Origin of the sequence: Micromonospora sp. NPDC002296 (assembly GCF_040296145.1) — a bacterium.
GTDB lineage: Bacteria > Actinomycetota > Actinomycetes > Mycobacteriales > Micromonosporaceae > Micromonospora.
Map to the genome: position 1 here is coordinate 41012 of NZ_JBEOWQ010000011.1, position 14392 is coordinate 55403.

Genomic DNA, 14392 nt, shown 5'->3' on the forward strand with positions numbered 1-14392 from the left:
GGACCGAGGCGACATGAAGTCAAACATCCACCCGGAGTACACGACCACCGAGGTCAGCTGCTCCTGCGGTAGCACCTTCACGACCCGCAGCACCGCCAAGGGCGGTTCCATCCACGTCGAGACCTGCAGCGCCTGCCACCCGTTCTACACCGGTAAGCAGCGCGTTCTCGACACGGCCGGCCGGGTCGCCAAGTTCCAGCAGAAGTACGCCAAGGTTCAGGCCAAGAAGGCCAAGTAGCTCCACGTTCGGCGCCCGCGTCCGGCTTCCTGCCGGGCGCGGGCGCTGTCCGTATTGCCCCCCGTCCGGGTCACCGTCCCCGGCCGGTCCTCGTCGTCGAAGGAGCACCCCGAGCATGAGCAGTGAGCGGCTGGCCGCCCTCCTCGACGAGTACGCCGAGCTGGAGAAGCGCCTCGCGGACCCGGCCATCCACGCCGACCAGGGCACCGCCCGCCGGGTCGGCCGCCGGTACGCCGAGCTGGTGCCGCTGAACAAGGCGGCCGGCGAGCTGGAGCAGGCCCGCGCCGACCTGGTCGCGGCGAGGGAACTGGCCGCCGAGGACCCGTCCTTCGCGGCCGAGGCGGAGTCGATCGCCGCCGGACTGCCGGCGCTGGAGGAACGCCTCGCCGAGCTGCTGATCCCGCGCGACCCGCACGACGCCAAGGACGTGATCGTCGAGATCAAGGCCGGCGAGGGCGGCGAGGAGTCCGCCCTGTTCGCCGGCGACCTGCTGCGGATGTACACCCGGTACGCCGAGCGGCACGGGTGGCTCACCGAGGTGATCGACGCGCAGGACTCCGACCTGGGCGGGGTGAAGGACGTCTCGCTGGCGATCAAGACCAAGGGCGTCCCGGAGGGCGGCAACGGGGTCTGGTCCCGGCTCAAGTGGGAGGGCGGTGTGCACCGGGTGCAGCGCGTCCCGGTCACCGAGTCGCAGGGGCGCATCCACACCAGTGCCGCCGGGGTCCTGGTGCTGCCCGAGGCGGAGGACGTGGACGTCACCATCGACCCGAACGACCTCCGGATCGACGTGTTCCGCTCGTCCGGGCCCGGTGGGCAGTCGGTGAACACCACCGACTCGGCGGTGCGGATCACCCACGTGCCGACCGGAATCGTGGTCTCCTGTCAGAACGAGAAGTCCCAGCTCCAGAACCGGGAGCAGGCGATGCGCATCATGCGGGCCCGGCTGCTGGCCGCCGCCCAGGAGCAGGCCGACGCCGCCGCCTCGGACGCCCGCAAGGCGCAGGTGCGCACGGTGGACCGCTCGGAGCGGATCCGCACGTACAACTTCCCGCAGAACCGGATCACCGACCACCGGATCGGCTACACGGCGTACAACCTCGACCTGGCCCTCGCCGGTGAGCTGGACGGCGTGCTGGACGCCCTCGCCGAGGCCGACCGCGCTGCCCGACTGGCCGGCGACACCGAGCTGACCCGCCGCTGACCGGTCCCTGAACCGTCCCCGGGTTCAGGAGGCGCGAGAGCGGGTCTTGGCGGCGAGCATCTCCCGGTCGGCGGTCTCGAACGCCGTGCCGAGCGCGTCGCGCAGGCCCGCGCCGGAGCCGCTCACCTCGGCGAAGCCGATGCTGACCCCGACCGGGGTGCCGGGCACCAGCGACTCCCAGTCCTCCGTGCCCACCGCCGCCTTGATCCGGCGGGCCACCTCGGCCGCCTCGGACATCCCGGCGCCCGACAGCACCACCACGAACTCGTCGCCGCCGTAGCGGGCCACGAAGTCACCCCGGCGCATCACCCGGTTGATCACTCCGGCGACGCGCTGGAGGACCAGGTCGCCGGAGTGGTGGCCGTGCCGGGTGTTGACCGCCTTGAAGTTGTCCAGGTCGCAGACGCCGATCACCACCCGCTCGCCGCGGGCCACCACCGCCGCGATGTAGCGCTCCAGCCGGCGCCGGTTGGGCAGCCCGGTCAGCGGGTCGGTGAGCGCCTCGCCCTCGTACCGGGCCGCCTCGCGGCGCATCTCCTCGTGGTCGATCCGGGCGGCGATGCCGTCGATGTAGACGTCCCGCAGCCGGTCGTTGCGCTGGGCGGCGAGCCGGAACGCGTGCCGGTCGGCCCGGTGTGCCGCCGGGTGGTCGCCGGCCCGCCCGTACGCGATGCTGCGCAGCCGCGCCGACTCGGCGGCGCCGAGGGTCTCGTGGGAGACCCGGGCGGTGTCCAGCCGGGTGACCGCCTCGATCGGGTTGCCGGTGGCGATGGCCAGGCACACCTGGCCGAGCTGGCGCATGTCCCGGGCCCGCGCGCTGTCCCCGCCGTGCGCGAGCAGCCGCGCCGGGTCCGCGTCGGTGCCGCATTCCACCCGGTCGCCCAGCGCCGCCCGCCGGGCGGCGGCGTAGCCGTACGCGGCGAGGCTGCTCGGCCGCAGCTGGCCGGCCCGCTCGCCGCGCAGGAACCGGCCCAGGTCGGAGGCGACGTCCCGGAGCACCCGCAGGCAGCCGTCACTGTCGCCGTTGTGGTCGAGGGCCACCGCGTTGCGCAGCCGGATCCCGGGGGCGGCGAAGGTCTCCTCGGGGATGCCGGCGGCGACCCCGAGCTGGCGGGCGCGTTCGATGGCGCCGAGGGCGTACCCGTGGAAGCTCAGGTACGAGTAGGCCATCGCCAGGTCGTGCCAGCCCCACGCGGTGTCCCGGTCCGGGTCGTCCACCGCGCCGAGCGCCCGCGCGGCCTTGACCAGGTGGGTGACGCACCGGTCGAGCGCCCCCTGGTGGTGGGCGGCGAGCGCGGCCAGCGCGTTGAGGTGCCCGTGCAGGTATGGCTCGGGCAGGTCCCGCACGGCGGCGGACGCCTCCTCGATGGCCCGGGTGAACTCGGCGGTGCGGCCGAGATTGATCAACGCGGAGAGGCGCTGGATCAGCGCGTCCGCCCGGGCGTGCGGGTCGGTGGTGCTGCCCGCCACCCCGTCGAGGAGGGTGCACGCCTCGGCGGAGCGGTCCACCTCCTGCAGGGTGCGGGCCCGGGTGAGGGCGTCAACCTGGTCGTTGACCCGGTCGAGCCAGCCCACCCGCGACCTCCCTGTCGGTGTGCGCCGACGCACCAGCTCGTGGCGCGCTCCGGCGACGCTTCATGATTATGTCGTGACCTCCCTTCCGCAACACCCGTCCGAAGGGTCAGAACGGCTTCGGCCCTCGGTGGCGGTTGCCCGCGCCGCCCGGACCCTCGCCGCGGCCGGCGTCGCGGCGTCCCGCGCCGAGGCCGAGCTGCTCGCCGCGCACGTGCTGGGCGTGCCCCGGGGGCGGCTGGCGCTGGCCGACGGCCTCACCGCCGGCCAGCTCGACCGGTACGACGCCCTGGTCGCCCGCCGGGCGACCAGGGAGCCGTTGCAGCACCTCACCGGCAGCGCCGGTTTCCGGCACCTGGAGCTGGCGGTCGGGCCGGGCGTCTTCGTGCCCCGACCGGAGACGGAGCTGCTCGCCGGCTGGGGCGTCGACCAGGCCCGGCTGCGGCCCGGGGCGGGCGAGACGGCCGGGGCGGGCGACGGGCCGCTGGTGGTCGACCTGTGCAGCGGGTCGGGCGCGGTCGCCCTCGCGGTCGCCCAGGAGGCGCCCGCCGCCCGGGTGGTGGCGGTGGAGCGGTCGCCGGCCGCGCTGGCCTGGCTGCGCCGCAACGCCGCCGACCGGGCCGCCGCCGGGGACCGGCCGATCGAGGTGGTGGCCGCCGACGTCACCGACCCGGAGCTGCTGGCCGGGCTGGCCGGGCGGGTGGACGTGCTGCTGTGCAACCCGCCGTACGTGCCGCGCGCGGTGCTCGTTCCGCCCGAGGTGGCGGCGCACGACCCGGACGAGGCGGTCTTCGGCGGGGCGGACGGGCTGGACGTGATCCGGCCGGTGCTCGCCCGGGCCGCCGAGCTGCTGCGCCCCGGCGGGGTGCTCGGGGTCGAGCACGACGACACGCACGGCGCGGTGCTGCCGGCGCTGCTCGCCGCCGACGGCCGGTACGAGGCGGTGGAGGAGCACCGGGACCTGGCCGGACGGCCCCGGTTCGCCACCGCCCGCCGCCGCCGGGAGTCCGTGCCCGTGGCACCTGGTCACGCCGAGGACACCGACGGGCCCCGGGCGTGGCAGACTGGCTCATCGTGATGCTCTACGACTGCCGGTCGCCCGCCGACCGGGACCGCGGCATCGCCGCTGCCATCGAGGCTGTCAAGAACGGCGAGCTGGTCGTCCTGCCGACGGACACGGTCTACGGGATCGGCGCCGACGCCTTCACGCCGTACGCCGTCAAGGCCCTCTCGGACGCCAAGGGCGGCACCCGGCAGACGTCGTCGGTGCTGATCGGCTCCCGGCACACCCTCGACGGGCTGGTCTTCACGCTGCCCCGGGCGGCCCGCGACCTGGTCGAGGCGTTCTGGCCGGGCGCGCTGACCATCGTGGTCGAGCACTCGCCGAGCCTGTCGTGGGACCTGGGCGACGCCGGCGGCACGGTCGCCGTGCGGATGCCGCTGCACCCGGTGGCCCTGGAGGTGCTGCGGGAGACCGGCCCGATGGCGGTGGCGTCGGCCAACAAGCTCGGCCAGCCGACGACGGTCACCGCCGAGGCGGCCCGTGAGCAGCTCGGCTACGCCGTCCGGGCGTATCTGGAGGCCGGGCCCTGCCCGGACCCGGTGCCGAGCACCATCGTCGACCTCACCGGCGAGGTGCCCCGGGTGCTGCGCGCCGGGGCGATCCCGTTCGACAAGCTGCGGGACGTCGTGCCCGACATCGTTGAGAGCCGGGTGGGCTGAGTGCCGCCGTTCACCGTCCTGCACGTCTGCATGGGCAACATCTGCCGCTCGCCGATGGCGGAGCGGCTGTTGGCGCTGGCCGTCCGCGAGCGGCTGACCCGGCGCGGCGTCGACCCGGCCGGCGCGGACGGGCTGCTGCACAGCCACAGCGCCGGCACCGGCGGCTGGCACGCGGGGGAGGAGATGAACCCGCCGGCCGCCCGGCAGGTGCTCTCCCGGGGCGGCGACGTCGACGGCTTCGCCGCGCGCAAGCTGCGCTCCGACCAGATCGACGCCGCCGACCTGGTCCTCACCGCCACCGCCGACCAGCAGGAGTACGTGGTGGCGCTGCGCCCCGACGCCGCCGCCCGCACCTTCGTGCTCGGCGAGTTCGGCCGGCTGCTGGCGGCGGTGGACGCCGCCGCGCTGCCGGCCGCCGAGTCCGGCCCCGACGCGGTGTACGCGCGCGGGGTGGCCCTGGTCGCCGCCGCGCACGCAGCCAGGCAGGGCACGTCCCCGCTGCGCACCGACGACCTCGACGACCCGTGGGGGCGGGGCGACCAGTGCTTCAGCCGGGTGGCCGACGAGATCGAGGAGACCGTCCACCCGTTGGCCGTCGCCCTGTTGCCCTGACGCCCGCCCCGCCCGCCTACCGCCACCCACCCGGCCGGCCGCGCGTCCCGCGCGTCAAGTCGGCCGTCCCGCGCGTCCTGCGGCGCGTCGCGTGCTTTTCTCGCGAAACTTGTCCCCCTTTGGGGAAAACCGGGGGTGCCTGGTGGCTTCCGGGTCATTCTGAACGGGTTCGCACGCTGGCTCCTGCGGGGAGAGCTGATGATCCGGGTCCGCCGTCTTGACAAGCTGATGACCATCGTGATCGCCGGGGTGCTCGCCGGGCTGGCACTGGCCGTGGCGGCCCTGCCGGCCGCCCTGGTCTTCGGGATCGGCGTGCGGGGGCTCACCGAGCCCTGGTCCGAGCTGCCGGAGTCGCTGCGCACGCCGCCCACGGCCCAGCGCTCCAACCTCTACGCCAACGACGGCACCACCCTGATCACCTCGTTCTACACCGAGGACCGGGTGGACGTGCCGCTGAGCGAGGTGGCGCCGGTGATGCGCCAGGCCATCGTCGCCGCCGAGGACGTCCGCTTCCACCAGCACCGGGGCGTCGACGCGCGGGGCGTGGTCCGGGCGTTCACCGCCAACCAGCGCGACGGCACCCGGCAGGGCGCTTCCACGCTGACCATGCAGTACGTGCGCAACGTGCTGGCCAGCGACCCGGGGCTGACCGAGGAGGAACGGGCCAAGGCCACCGAGATCACCCTCGCCCGCAAGCTCAAGGAGATGCGGTACGCCCTGGCGCTGGAACAGAAGCTGAGCAAGGAGCAGATCCTCGGCGGGTACCTCAACATCGCCTACTTCGGCGCCGGGGCGTACGGGGTGGCCGCCGCCAGCAAGCGGTACTTCTCGAAGCCGCCGGCGAAGCTCACCCTCGCCGAGGCGGCCCTGCTCGCCGGGCTGGTCCGCTCGCCGAACACCGACGACCCGATCAACGGCGACGCCGACGCGGCGCTGCTGCGCCGGGCGTACGTGCTGGACCGGCTGGTCGAGACCGGCCAGGTCGCGCCCGACGTGGCCGCGGCGGCGCGGGCCGAGCCGTTGACGCTGAGGACCAGCACGACGCCGAACGACTGCGCGGCCGTTCCGAAGGGGCACGAGGACTGGGGATTCTTCTGCGACTGGTTCACCCGTTGGTGGAGCGAGCAGCCGGCCTTCGGCGCCACGGTCGACGAGCGGCAGCGCACCCTGCGCCGCGGTGGCTTCCGGATCGTCGCCTCGCTCGACCCGGCCGTGCAGCGGACCGCCACCGAGCAGGTGCGGAAGGTGTACGAGGTCAACGACCGCCGAGCCGCGCCGACCGCGGTGGTGCAGCCGGGCACCGGGCGGGTCCTCGCCCTGGCGGTGAACCGGAACTACGGCGTGGCCGAGAACCCGCCGGGCTGGGAGAACCGCCCGAACACGGTCAACCAGCTCGTCGCCGGGGGCGGGGCGATCACCGGCTACCAGGCGGGCTCGACGTTCAAGATCTTCGCCGTGCTGGCCGCGCTGGAGGCCGGCCTGCCGCTGGACACCGCGTTCGACTCCCCGTCCCGCATCGTCACCCGGTTCCCGATCTCCGGCGGCTCCGCCGAATGCGACGGCCGGTGGTGCCCGGTCAACGCCGATCCCGTCGGGATGGACGGCCACCGCACCATGTGGGACGCCTTCGGCCGCTCGGTGAACACCTACTTCGCCTGGCTGACCGAGCGGGTGGGCGCGGACCGGGTGGTGGAGATGGCCGAGCGGCTCGGCATCCGGTTCCGCGCCGAGTCCGACGCCCGGATGGCCCGGTACGGCGCGCGGGAGTGGGGGCCGTTCACCCTGGGGGTCACCGCCACCACCCCGCTCGACCTGGCCGGTGCGTACGCCGCGGTGGCCGCGGAGGGCAGGTGGTGCGCGCCCATGCCGGTGTTGTCGATCACCGACAGGGATGGCCGGGCGGCCGCCGCCGGCCGCCCGGACTGCCGGCAGGTGCTCGACGTCGACGTGGCCCGGGGCGCGGCCGACGCCGCCCGCTGCCCGGTCGGCGACCAGTCGATGTACCGCCGCTGCGCCGGCGGCACCGCCGCCGACCTGCGCTCCCGGCTCGGCCGGCCGGTGGCGGGCAAGACCGGCAGCTCGGACGGGAACGGGACGGAGACCGTCGTGGCCTTCACCCCGCAGCTCGCCGTCGCCTCGATCGCGGCTAACCCCGACGACCCGCGCGACGCGGTCGGCAAGCCGGTCCAGGCCCGCCTGGTCGACGTCGTCGGCAGAACCCTGTACGACGCCCTCCGGGACGAGCCGGTCCGTGACTTCGTCCCGCCCGGCGAGTCGGTCGCCTTCCGCGTCACGGGCGCCCGTACCGGCGACTGACGTCAGGACCGACGTGGGTCAGTCAGGGGCGGGGCGTTCGGCGTTGCGGGCGATGTTGCGGGCCATGCCGCCGAAGACGATCGCGTGGAACGGGAAGACCGAGCCCCAGTAGGCGTGACCGGCCAGGCCACGCGGGAGGAAGACCGCGCGCTGGACGTAGCGGCTCGCGCCGGCCTCGCCGGGCTCGACGCGCATCTCCAGCCAGGCCCGGCCGGGCAGCCGCATCTCGGCGCGCAGCCGCAGCAGCTCGCCCGGGACGATCTCCTCGACCCGCCAGAAGTCCAGCGCCTCGCCGACCTGGAGGCGGTGCGGGTCGCGCCTGCCCCGGCGCAGCCCCACCCCGCCGATCAGCCGGTCCAGCCACCCGCGCACCGACCAGGCCAGCGGGAACGAGTACCAGCCGTGCTCCCCACCGACCCCCTCGATCACCCGCCACAGCGCGTCCGCCGGGGCGGCCACGGCCCGTTCCCGCTCGTCGGTGTAGACGGTGCCGCCGGACCACGCCGGGTCGCTGGGCAGCGGCTCGGCCGGGGCGTCCGGCCCGCTCGCGGTGGACCAGCGGGTCTCCACCTCGGCGTCGCGGACCTTCGCCAGCGCCAGCGCGACGGACTCGTCGAAGCCGGTCAGCCCGCCCGGCGGGTCGGGGACGTACCGGGCGATGTCGTGCTCGTGGGCCACCGCCTCCTGGACCAGGCTCTGCACCAGCGGCCGGGCGATGGCGCTCGGCACCGGAGTGATCAGCCCGACCCAGTGCGAGGAGAGCGCCGGGGTCAGCGGCCGCACCGGGACGATGAGCCGCCGGGGCAGCCCGGCCACCCGGGCGTAGCGCCGCATCATGTCCTGGAAGGTGAGCACGTCCGGGCCGCCGATGTCGAAGGCCCGGTTGACCTCCGGCGGCAGCGCGGCGCAGCCCGCCAGGTAGCGCAGCACGTCCCGGACGGCGATCGGCTGGATCCGGTTGCGCACCCAGCGCGGGGTGACCATCACGGGCAGCCGCTCGGTGAGGTGGCGCAGCATCTCGAACGAGGCCGAGCCGGACCCGATGATCACCGCTGCCCGGAGCACCGCCGTCGGCACACCGCTGGCCAGCAGGATCCGCGCCACCTCCGCCCGGGACCGCAGGTGCGGCGACGAGACCTCGCCGTCGGCGTTCGGCTCCGGCCCACCGAGGTAGACGATCCGGCGTACGCCCGCGGCGCGGGCCGCGGCCGCGAAGTTGGCTGCGGCCTCCCGGTCGGCCGCCTCGAAGCCGGCCTGACCGAGTGAGTGCACCAGGTAGTACGCGACGTCCACGCCCGCGAACGCGGCCGGCAGGGTCTCCGGCCCGCGCAGGTCGCCCTCGGCGATCTCGACCCGCGACGCCCACGGCACGTCGCGCAGCCGGCCGGCCCTGCGGGCCAGGCAGCGCACCTGGTGCCCGTCCGCCAGCAGCCGGGGCGCGAGTCGCCCGCCGATGTACCCGGTCGCACCCGTGACAAGGCATCTCACAGCCCCCAGTGTGCGGCCCATAGACTTCCTCGTTGTGAAGAACGCGACGAGCACCCTCCGCAGGCCGGACTTCGAGCAGCTCAGCGCCGCCGATCCGGAGGTCGCCGAGCCGGTCGCCGCCTTCCCGGCGTACCCCCGTGGCTGAGCGCGGGGCGGACGCGGCGCAGCTGGCCGACGACCGCGGCTGGCGGCTGCGCCACCTGCCGGTGCTGCTGGTCGTCTCCGCCGTGGTGGCGGCGCTCGGCGCGGTGGCCGGCGGCGTCCTCGGCGGCGCCGACGCGGCGCTCGGCGTGGCCGCCGGGGTGGCCGTCACGGTGGTCAGCTACACCCTCACCACGGTGGTACTGGCCTGGGCGGACGCGCGGAACCCGCAGCTCGTGCTGCCGTTCGGGCTCGGCCTCTACGCCGCCAAGTTCACCCTCCTGGGTGGTGTGATGGTGGCGGTCGCGTCGACCGGGTGGGCCGGGCTGCTCCCGCTCTGCCTCGGCATCGCCGTCGGCGTGGTGGTCTGGACCGGCGCGCACATCTGGTGGATCAGCACGGTCCACACGCGCCGGACCAGGGCCTGACGCCGCCGGCGTCCCACTGCTCGGCGCGACGCGCGAATGTGTCCGATGCCGGTCATTCTCTCGGTGGCGGAAGGGGAGTACCGTGCCCCCAGACGAACTGCCCGCCCGGCACCCACACAACGACGGTTGTGCGGGGGGTGAGGCACAGCCTCGTTTTCCCGACTGATATCGTTCGCCCCGTCATGGCTGGTGACCAAACCCCCCGACCCAGCGGCGGCCCGGACGACATACCGACCGGCGCCGGCCAGGGTTGGACCGCGCTCTCGTACCTCATCGGGGGCATGCTCGTCTGGGGCTTCATCGGCTGGCTGGTCGACCAGTGGCTCGACACCGGCGGCATCGCCACCGGGATCGGCGTCGTGCTCGGCATGGCCGGGGGGATCATCCTGGTCGTCCGCCGGCTCGGCACGCCTACTTAGGAAGGGACGCGGTGTTCGGACAGGCGAACGTCCTGGCACAGGGCGAGGCAGCATTCCCACCCAGCGTGGACGATTTCTACCTGCCCAGCATCCTTCCCTGGGGTGCGCACGACTCGTACTGGTTCACCAAGATCACGGCCATGGTCTGGGTCGCCGTCGGCATCCTGATCATCTTCTTCCTGGTCACGTACCGGAAGCCGCAGCTCGTGCCGACGAAGAAGCAGTGGCTCGCCGAGTCGATCTACGGCTTCGTGCGGAACAACATCGCCGTCGACATGATCGGGCACGCGGGGGTGCGGTTCGCGCCGTACTTCACCACGCTCTTCTGCTTCGTCCTGCTGACGAACTTCTTCGCGATCCTGCCGTTCTTCCAGATCTCGCCGAACTCGCACATCGCGTTCCCGGCCTTCCTGGCGTTGATCAGCTACGGGCTGTTCAACTACATCGGCATCCGCAAGCACGGCTTCGTGAAGTACTTCAAGAACTCGCTGATCCCGCCGGCGCCGTGGTACATCCTGCCGCTGCTGATCCCGATCGAGCTCTTCTCGACCTTCCTGGTCCGGCCGTTCTCGCTGGCCGTCCGTCTTTTCGCGAACATGTTCGCCGGTCACATGCTCCTGCTGGTCTTCACGCTCGGCGGCTTCGCGATGCTGAGCGCCAACGCCTGGCTGGCCCCGGTCTCGGTGCTGTCCTGGGTGATGACCATCGCGCTCACCTTCCTCGAGTTCCTGGTGATCTGCCTCCAGGCCTACGTCTTCACGGTGCTCAGCGCCAGCTACGTGCAGGGCGCGCTCGCCGACGAGCACTGATCCACCTCGCACCAACCAGTTGTCGTCCCGCGTGACCGTCACGCGTGATAACCAGGAGGAACCCACTAATGGACATCTACGCCGCGGTAGAGGGCAGCACCGCCGCCATCGGCTACGGTCTCGCGGCCATCGGCCCGGGCATCGGTGTCGGCCTGGTCTTCGCCGCCTACATCCAGTCGACGGCCCGTCAGCCGGAGTCGTCCAAGATGACCCTGCCGTACGTCTGGATCGGCTTCGCCGTCATCGAGGCGCTCGCGCTGCTGGGCATCGCGTTCGGCTTCATCTGGCAGGGCCAGCTCTAATCCCGCCCCCCTTCGACCGGGAGGTCTTCCATGTTCTTCCTCGCCGCTGAGGGTGGTGAGTCGACGCACAACCCGATCATCCCGATCTGGCAGGAGATCGTGGTTGGGTCCGTCGCCTTCGCCGTGCTCTGCTTCGTGCTGATGAAGTTCGTCTTCCCCCGCATGGAGCAGACGTTCCAGGCCCGGGTGGACGCGATCGAGGGCGGTATCAAGCGCGCCGAGGCCGCCCAGGCCGAGGCCAACCAGCTCCTTGAGCAGTACCGCGCGCAGCTCGCCGAGGCGCGTAACGACGCCGCCCGGATCCGGGACGACGCCCGGGCCGACGCCGAGGGCATCCGCCAGGACATCCTCGCCAAGGCGCGGGAGGAGTCCGACCGGATCATCGCGGCCGGCAAGGAGCAGCTCGCCGCCGAGCGGGCCACCATCGTGCGCGAGCTGCGCACGGAGGTCGGCACGATCGCGGTCGACCTGGCCAGCAAGATCGTCGGTGAGTCGCTGGCGGACGAGGCCCGCCGCAAGGGCACCGTCGACCGGTTCCTCAGCGGCCTCGAGAGCACGGGGGCCCGCTGATGCAGGCCGCCAGCCGGGAGTCGTACCGGGCCGCGACCGAGCGCCTGGCGGCGTACGCGCGGGGTGCGGAGCCGTCGGCGGTGGCCGCCACCGCCGACGACCTGCTCGCCGTCGCCGGCCTGCTGCGGCGCGAGCCGCGGCTGCGCCGGGCGCTGTCCGATCCGGCCCGGCCGGGCGCGGACCGCGCCGGGCTGCTCGGCGACATGCTCCGGGGGAAGGTCGGCGCGGGCGCGCTCGACCTGCTCACCGGGCTGGCGTCCGGCCGGTGGTCGGCGCCGTCGGAACTGCTCGACGGCACCGAGCGACTGGGCGTGGAGGCGCTGCTGGCCAGCGCCGACGCGTCCGGCGACCTGGGCGAGGTCGAGGACGAGCTGTTCCGCTTCGGCCAGGTGGTCGCCGGCCAGCCCGCGCTCTCGGCGGCGCTGTCCGACCCGGTCACCCCGGTCGAGCGGCGGGCCGCGCTGGTCCGCGAGCTGCTGACCGGCAAGGCCAGCCCGATCACCGTCCGCCTCGTCGAGGTGGCGTTGGACGGGTTCGGCGGGCGGTCCTTCACCGGTTCGGTCACCCGGCTGGTCGAGCTCACCGCCGACCGGCGGGACCGGCAGGTCGCGTACGTGACCGTGGCGGCCCCGTTGAGTGACGAGGACGAGCGCCGGCTCGGTGCCCGCCTCTCCGCGATGTACGGTCGAGAGGTTTCCGTCAAGCAGACGGTGGACCCCACGATCCTCGGCGGCGTCAGCGTCCGGGTCGGCTCCGACCTTTACGACGGCACCGTCCTGCGCCGCCTCAACGAGACCCGCAACGCGCTCGCGAAGCGCTGACCGGCGCCCGCTGACACACTCCGCGAAGCGCCCGGATTGACAGACGCCATTCGGACCGGTCGGTACTAGGTATCCCCGGGCCCCTGAAACTTAAGGAAGCAGAGGATGGCCGAGCTGACCATCTCGACGGAGGAGATCCGCGGCGCCCTGGAGCGCTACGTCTCCTCCTACTCGCCCGACGTCTCCCGCGAGGAGGTCGGCACCGTCGCCGACACCGGCGACGGCATCGCCCACGTCGAGGGCCTGCCCTCGACCATGACCAACGAGCTCCTGGAGTTCGAGGACGGCACGCTCGGCGTGGCGCTGAACCTCGACGTCCGGGAGATCGGCGTCGTCGTTCTCGGTGACTCCGCGAAGCTCGAAGAGGGCCAGCGCGTCAAGCGCACCGGTCGGGTGCTCTCCGTGCCGGTCGGCGACGCCTTCCTCGGTCGCGTGGTCAACGCGCTCGGCCAGTCGATCGACGGCCTCGGCGACATCGCCAACGAGGGCTTCCGCGAGCTGGAGCTCCAGGCCCCGAACGTGATGTCCCGGCAGTCCGTCGTGGAGCCGCTGCAGACCGGTATCAAGGCGATCGACGCCATGACCCCGATCGGCCGGGGCCAGCGGCAGCTGATCATCGGTGACCGGAAGACCGGCAAGACCACGGTCGCGTTGGACACCATCCTCAACCAGCGGGACAACTGGCGCTCCGGCGACCCGAAGAAGCAGGTCCGCTGCATCTACGTCGCCATCGGCCAGAAGGCCTCCACGATCGCCTCGATCAAGGGCATCCTGGAGGAGGCGGGCGCGCTGGAGTACACCACCATCGTCGCCTCCCCGGCGTCCGACCCGGCCGGCTTCAAGTACCTGGCCCCGTACACCGGCTCGTCCATCGGGCAGCACTGGATGTACGGCGGCAAGCACGTCCTGATCGTCTTCGACGACCTGAGCAAGCAGGCCGAGGCGTACCGGGCCGTGTCGCTGCTGCTGCGCCGTCCGCCGGGCCGCGAGGCGTACCCGGGTGACGTCTTCTACCTGCACTCCCGCCTGCTGGAGCGCTGCGCGAAGCTCTCCGACGAGCTGGGTGGCGGCTCGATGACCGGCCTGCCGATCATCGAGACGAAGGCCAACGACATCTCGGCCTTCATCCCGACGAACGTCATCTCCATCACCGACGGCCAGATCTTCCTGGAGACGGACCTGTTCAACCAGGGCGTCCGGCCGGCCATCAACGTCGGCACCTCGGTCTCCCGGGTCGGCGGCGCCGCCCAGGTGAAGCCGATGAAGAAGGTCTCGGGTTCCCTCCGGCTCAACCTGGCCCAGTTCCGTGAGCTGGAGGCGTTCGCCGCCTTCGCCTCCGACCTGGACAAGACCTCCCGGGCCCAGCTGGACCGCGGTTCCCGCCTGGTCGAGCTGCTCAAGCAGCCGAACTACTCGCCGTACCCGGTGCAGGAGCAGGTCGTCACCGTCTGGGCCGGCGTCGAGGGCAAGCTCGACGACATCCCGGTCGGCGAGGTCCGCCGCTTCGAGTCGGAGTTCCTCCAGTACCTGCGGCACAAGCACGAGGGCACCCTCGCGGCGATCGCCGACAGCAAGTGGGACGACGAGGTGATCTCCACCCTCGACCAGGCCATCGCGAGCTTCAAGCAGACGTTCCTGGGCAAGGAGGACGAGCCCCGGATCAACGAGGCCCCCGCCGCGCCGCTGGAGGGCGAGCAGAGCCGCGAGACGGTGACCCGCTACCACGGCAACGCCGAGAAGCAGTAGGGCT

Annotated in this window: 15 protein-coding genes; 13 read left to right on the plus strand and 2 right to left on the minus strand. The window is 73.1% G+C overall.

The window, feature by feature from the left end; all coding sequences use genetic code 11:
- Positions 1–13: 13 nt before the first annotated feature.
- Together rpmE and prfA are read left to right on the plus strand one after the other, a co-directional pair.
- Positions 14–238 carry a 50S ribosomal protein L31 gene (rpmE, locus tag ABT023_RS11960; protein WP_117665559.1) on the plus strand — a complete coding sequence of 75 codons (225 nt, stop codon included), beginning with the start codon at positions 14–16 and terminating at the stop codon, positions 236–238.
- 115 nt (positions 239–353) lie between these two features.
- Positions 354–1442 carry a peptide chain release factor 1 gene (prfA, locus tag ABT023_RS11965; RefSeq protein WP_350884419.1) on the plus strand — a complete coding sequence of 363 codons (1089 nt, stop codon included), beginning with the start codon at positions 354–356 and terminating at the stop codon, positions 1440–1442.
- A gap of 24 nt (positions 1443–1466) precedes the next feature.
- On the opposite strand, the gene ABT023_RS11970 is transcribed toward prfA, so the two are convergent.
- Positions 1467–3017, minus strand: coding sequence for a GGDEF domain-containing protein (locus tag ABT023_RS11970; protein WP_350884421.1), 1551 nt, complete (start codon positions 3015–3017; stop codon positions 1467–1469).
- A 73-nt stretch (positions 3018–3090) separates the two neighbouring features.
- On the opposite strand from ABT023_RS11970, the gene prmC reads away from it, so the two are divergent.
- From prmC to ABT023_RS11990, 4 genes are all read left to right on the plus strand, one after another.
- Entirely contained in the window at positions 3091–4092 is a 1002-nt protein-coding gene (gene prmC / locus ABT023_RS11975; protein WP_350884423.1) for a peptide chain release factor N(5)-glutamine methyltransferase, read from the plus strand.
- On the plus strand, positions 4071–4736 hold the full coding sequence (locus tag ABT023_RS11980) for an L-threonylcarbamoyladenylate synthase (RefSeq protein ID WP_502890653.1): 666 nt from the start codon (positions 4071–4073) through the stop codon (positions 4734–4736). The genes prmC and ABT023_RS11980 overlap by 22 nt, the downstream gene beginning before the upstream one ends.
- Positions 4737–5348 (plus strand): arsenate reductase/protein-tyrosine-phosphatase family protein, encoded by a 612-nt coding sequence (locus tag ABT023_RS11985; RefSeq protein WP_350884425.1) that lies wholly within the window; start codon positions 4737–4739, stop codon positions 5346–5348.
- Between the two features lie 198 nt (positions 5349–5546).
- Positions 5547–7664 carry a transglycosylase domain-containing protein gene (locus ABT023_RS11990; RefSeq protein ID WP_350884426.1) on the plus strand — a complete coding sequence of 706 codons (2118 nt, stop codon included), beginning with the start codon at positions 5547–5549 and terminating at the stop codon, positions 7662–7664.
- An 18-nt stretch (positions 7665–7682) separates the two neighbouring features.
- Here the strand turns inward: ABT023_RS11990 and ABT023_RS11995 are convergent, their stop codons facing one another.
- Complete coding sequence (locus ABT023_RS11995) at positions 7683–9152, minus strand: SDR family oxidoreductase (RefSeq protein ID WP_350884428.1); 1470 nt, start codon at positions 9150–9152, stop codon at positions 7683–7685.
- A 137-nt stretch (positions 9153–9289) separates the two neighbouring features.
- Between ABT023_RS11995 and ABT023_RS12000 the strand changes: the two genes are divergently transcribed.
- The 7 genes from ABT023_RS12000 (at position 9290) to atpA (ending at position 14388) form a co-directional block, all read left to right on the plus strand.
- Positions 9290–9721, plus strand: a complete 432-nt coding sequence (locus ABT023_RS12000; RefSeq protein WP_350884430.1) for a hypothetical protein — start codon at positions 9290–9292, stop codon at positions 9719–9721.
- 182 nt (positions 9722–9903) lie between these two features.
- Positions 9904–10140, plus strand: a complete 237-nt coding sequence (locus ABT023_RS12005; RefSeq protein WP_350884432.1) for an AtpZ/AtpI family protein — start codon at positions 9904–9906, stop codon at positions 10138–10140.
- A gap of 11 nt (positions 10141–10151) precedes the next feature.
- Positions 10152–10949, plus strand: a complete 798-nt coding sequence (gene atpB, locus ABT023_RS12010; RefSeq protein WP_350884434.1) for a F0F1 ATP synthase subunit A — start codon at positions 10152–10154, stop codon at positions 10947–10949.
- 68 nt (positions 10950–11017) lie between these two features.
- A complete protein-coding gene (locus ABT023_RS12015; RefSeq protein WP_350884435.1) occupies positions 11018–11251 on the plus strand; it encodes an ATP synthase subunit C-like protein in 234 nt (77 codons plus the stop codon).
- A 30-nt stretch (positions 11252–11281) separates the two neighbouring features.
- Entirely contained in the window at positions 11282–11821 is a 540-nt protein-coding gene (locus ABT023_RS12020) for a F0F1 ATP synthase subunit B (RefSeq protein WP_350884437.1), read from the plus strand.
- On the plus strand, positions 11821–12642 hold the full coding sequence (locus ABT023_RS12025) for a F0F1 ATP synthase subunit delta (RefSeq protein WP_350884439.1): 822 nt from the start codon (positions 11821–11823) through the stop codon (positions 12640–12642). The genes ABT023_RS12020 and ABT023_RS12025 overlap by 1 nt, the downstream gene beginning before the upstream one ends.
- A gap of 105 nt (positions 12643–12747) precedes the next feature.
- On the plus strand, positions 12748–14388 hold the full coding sequence (gene atpA / locus ABT023_RS12030) for a F0F1 ATP synthase subunit alpha (RefSeq protein WP_350884441.1): 1641 nt from the start codon (positions 12748–12750) through the stop codon (positions 14386–14388).
- The last annotated feature ends 4 nt before the right edge of the window (positions 14389–14392 follow it).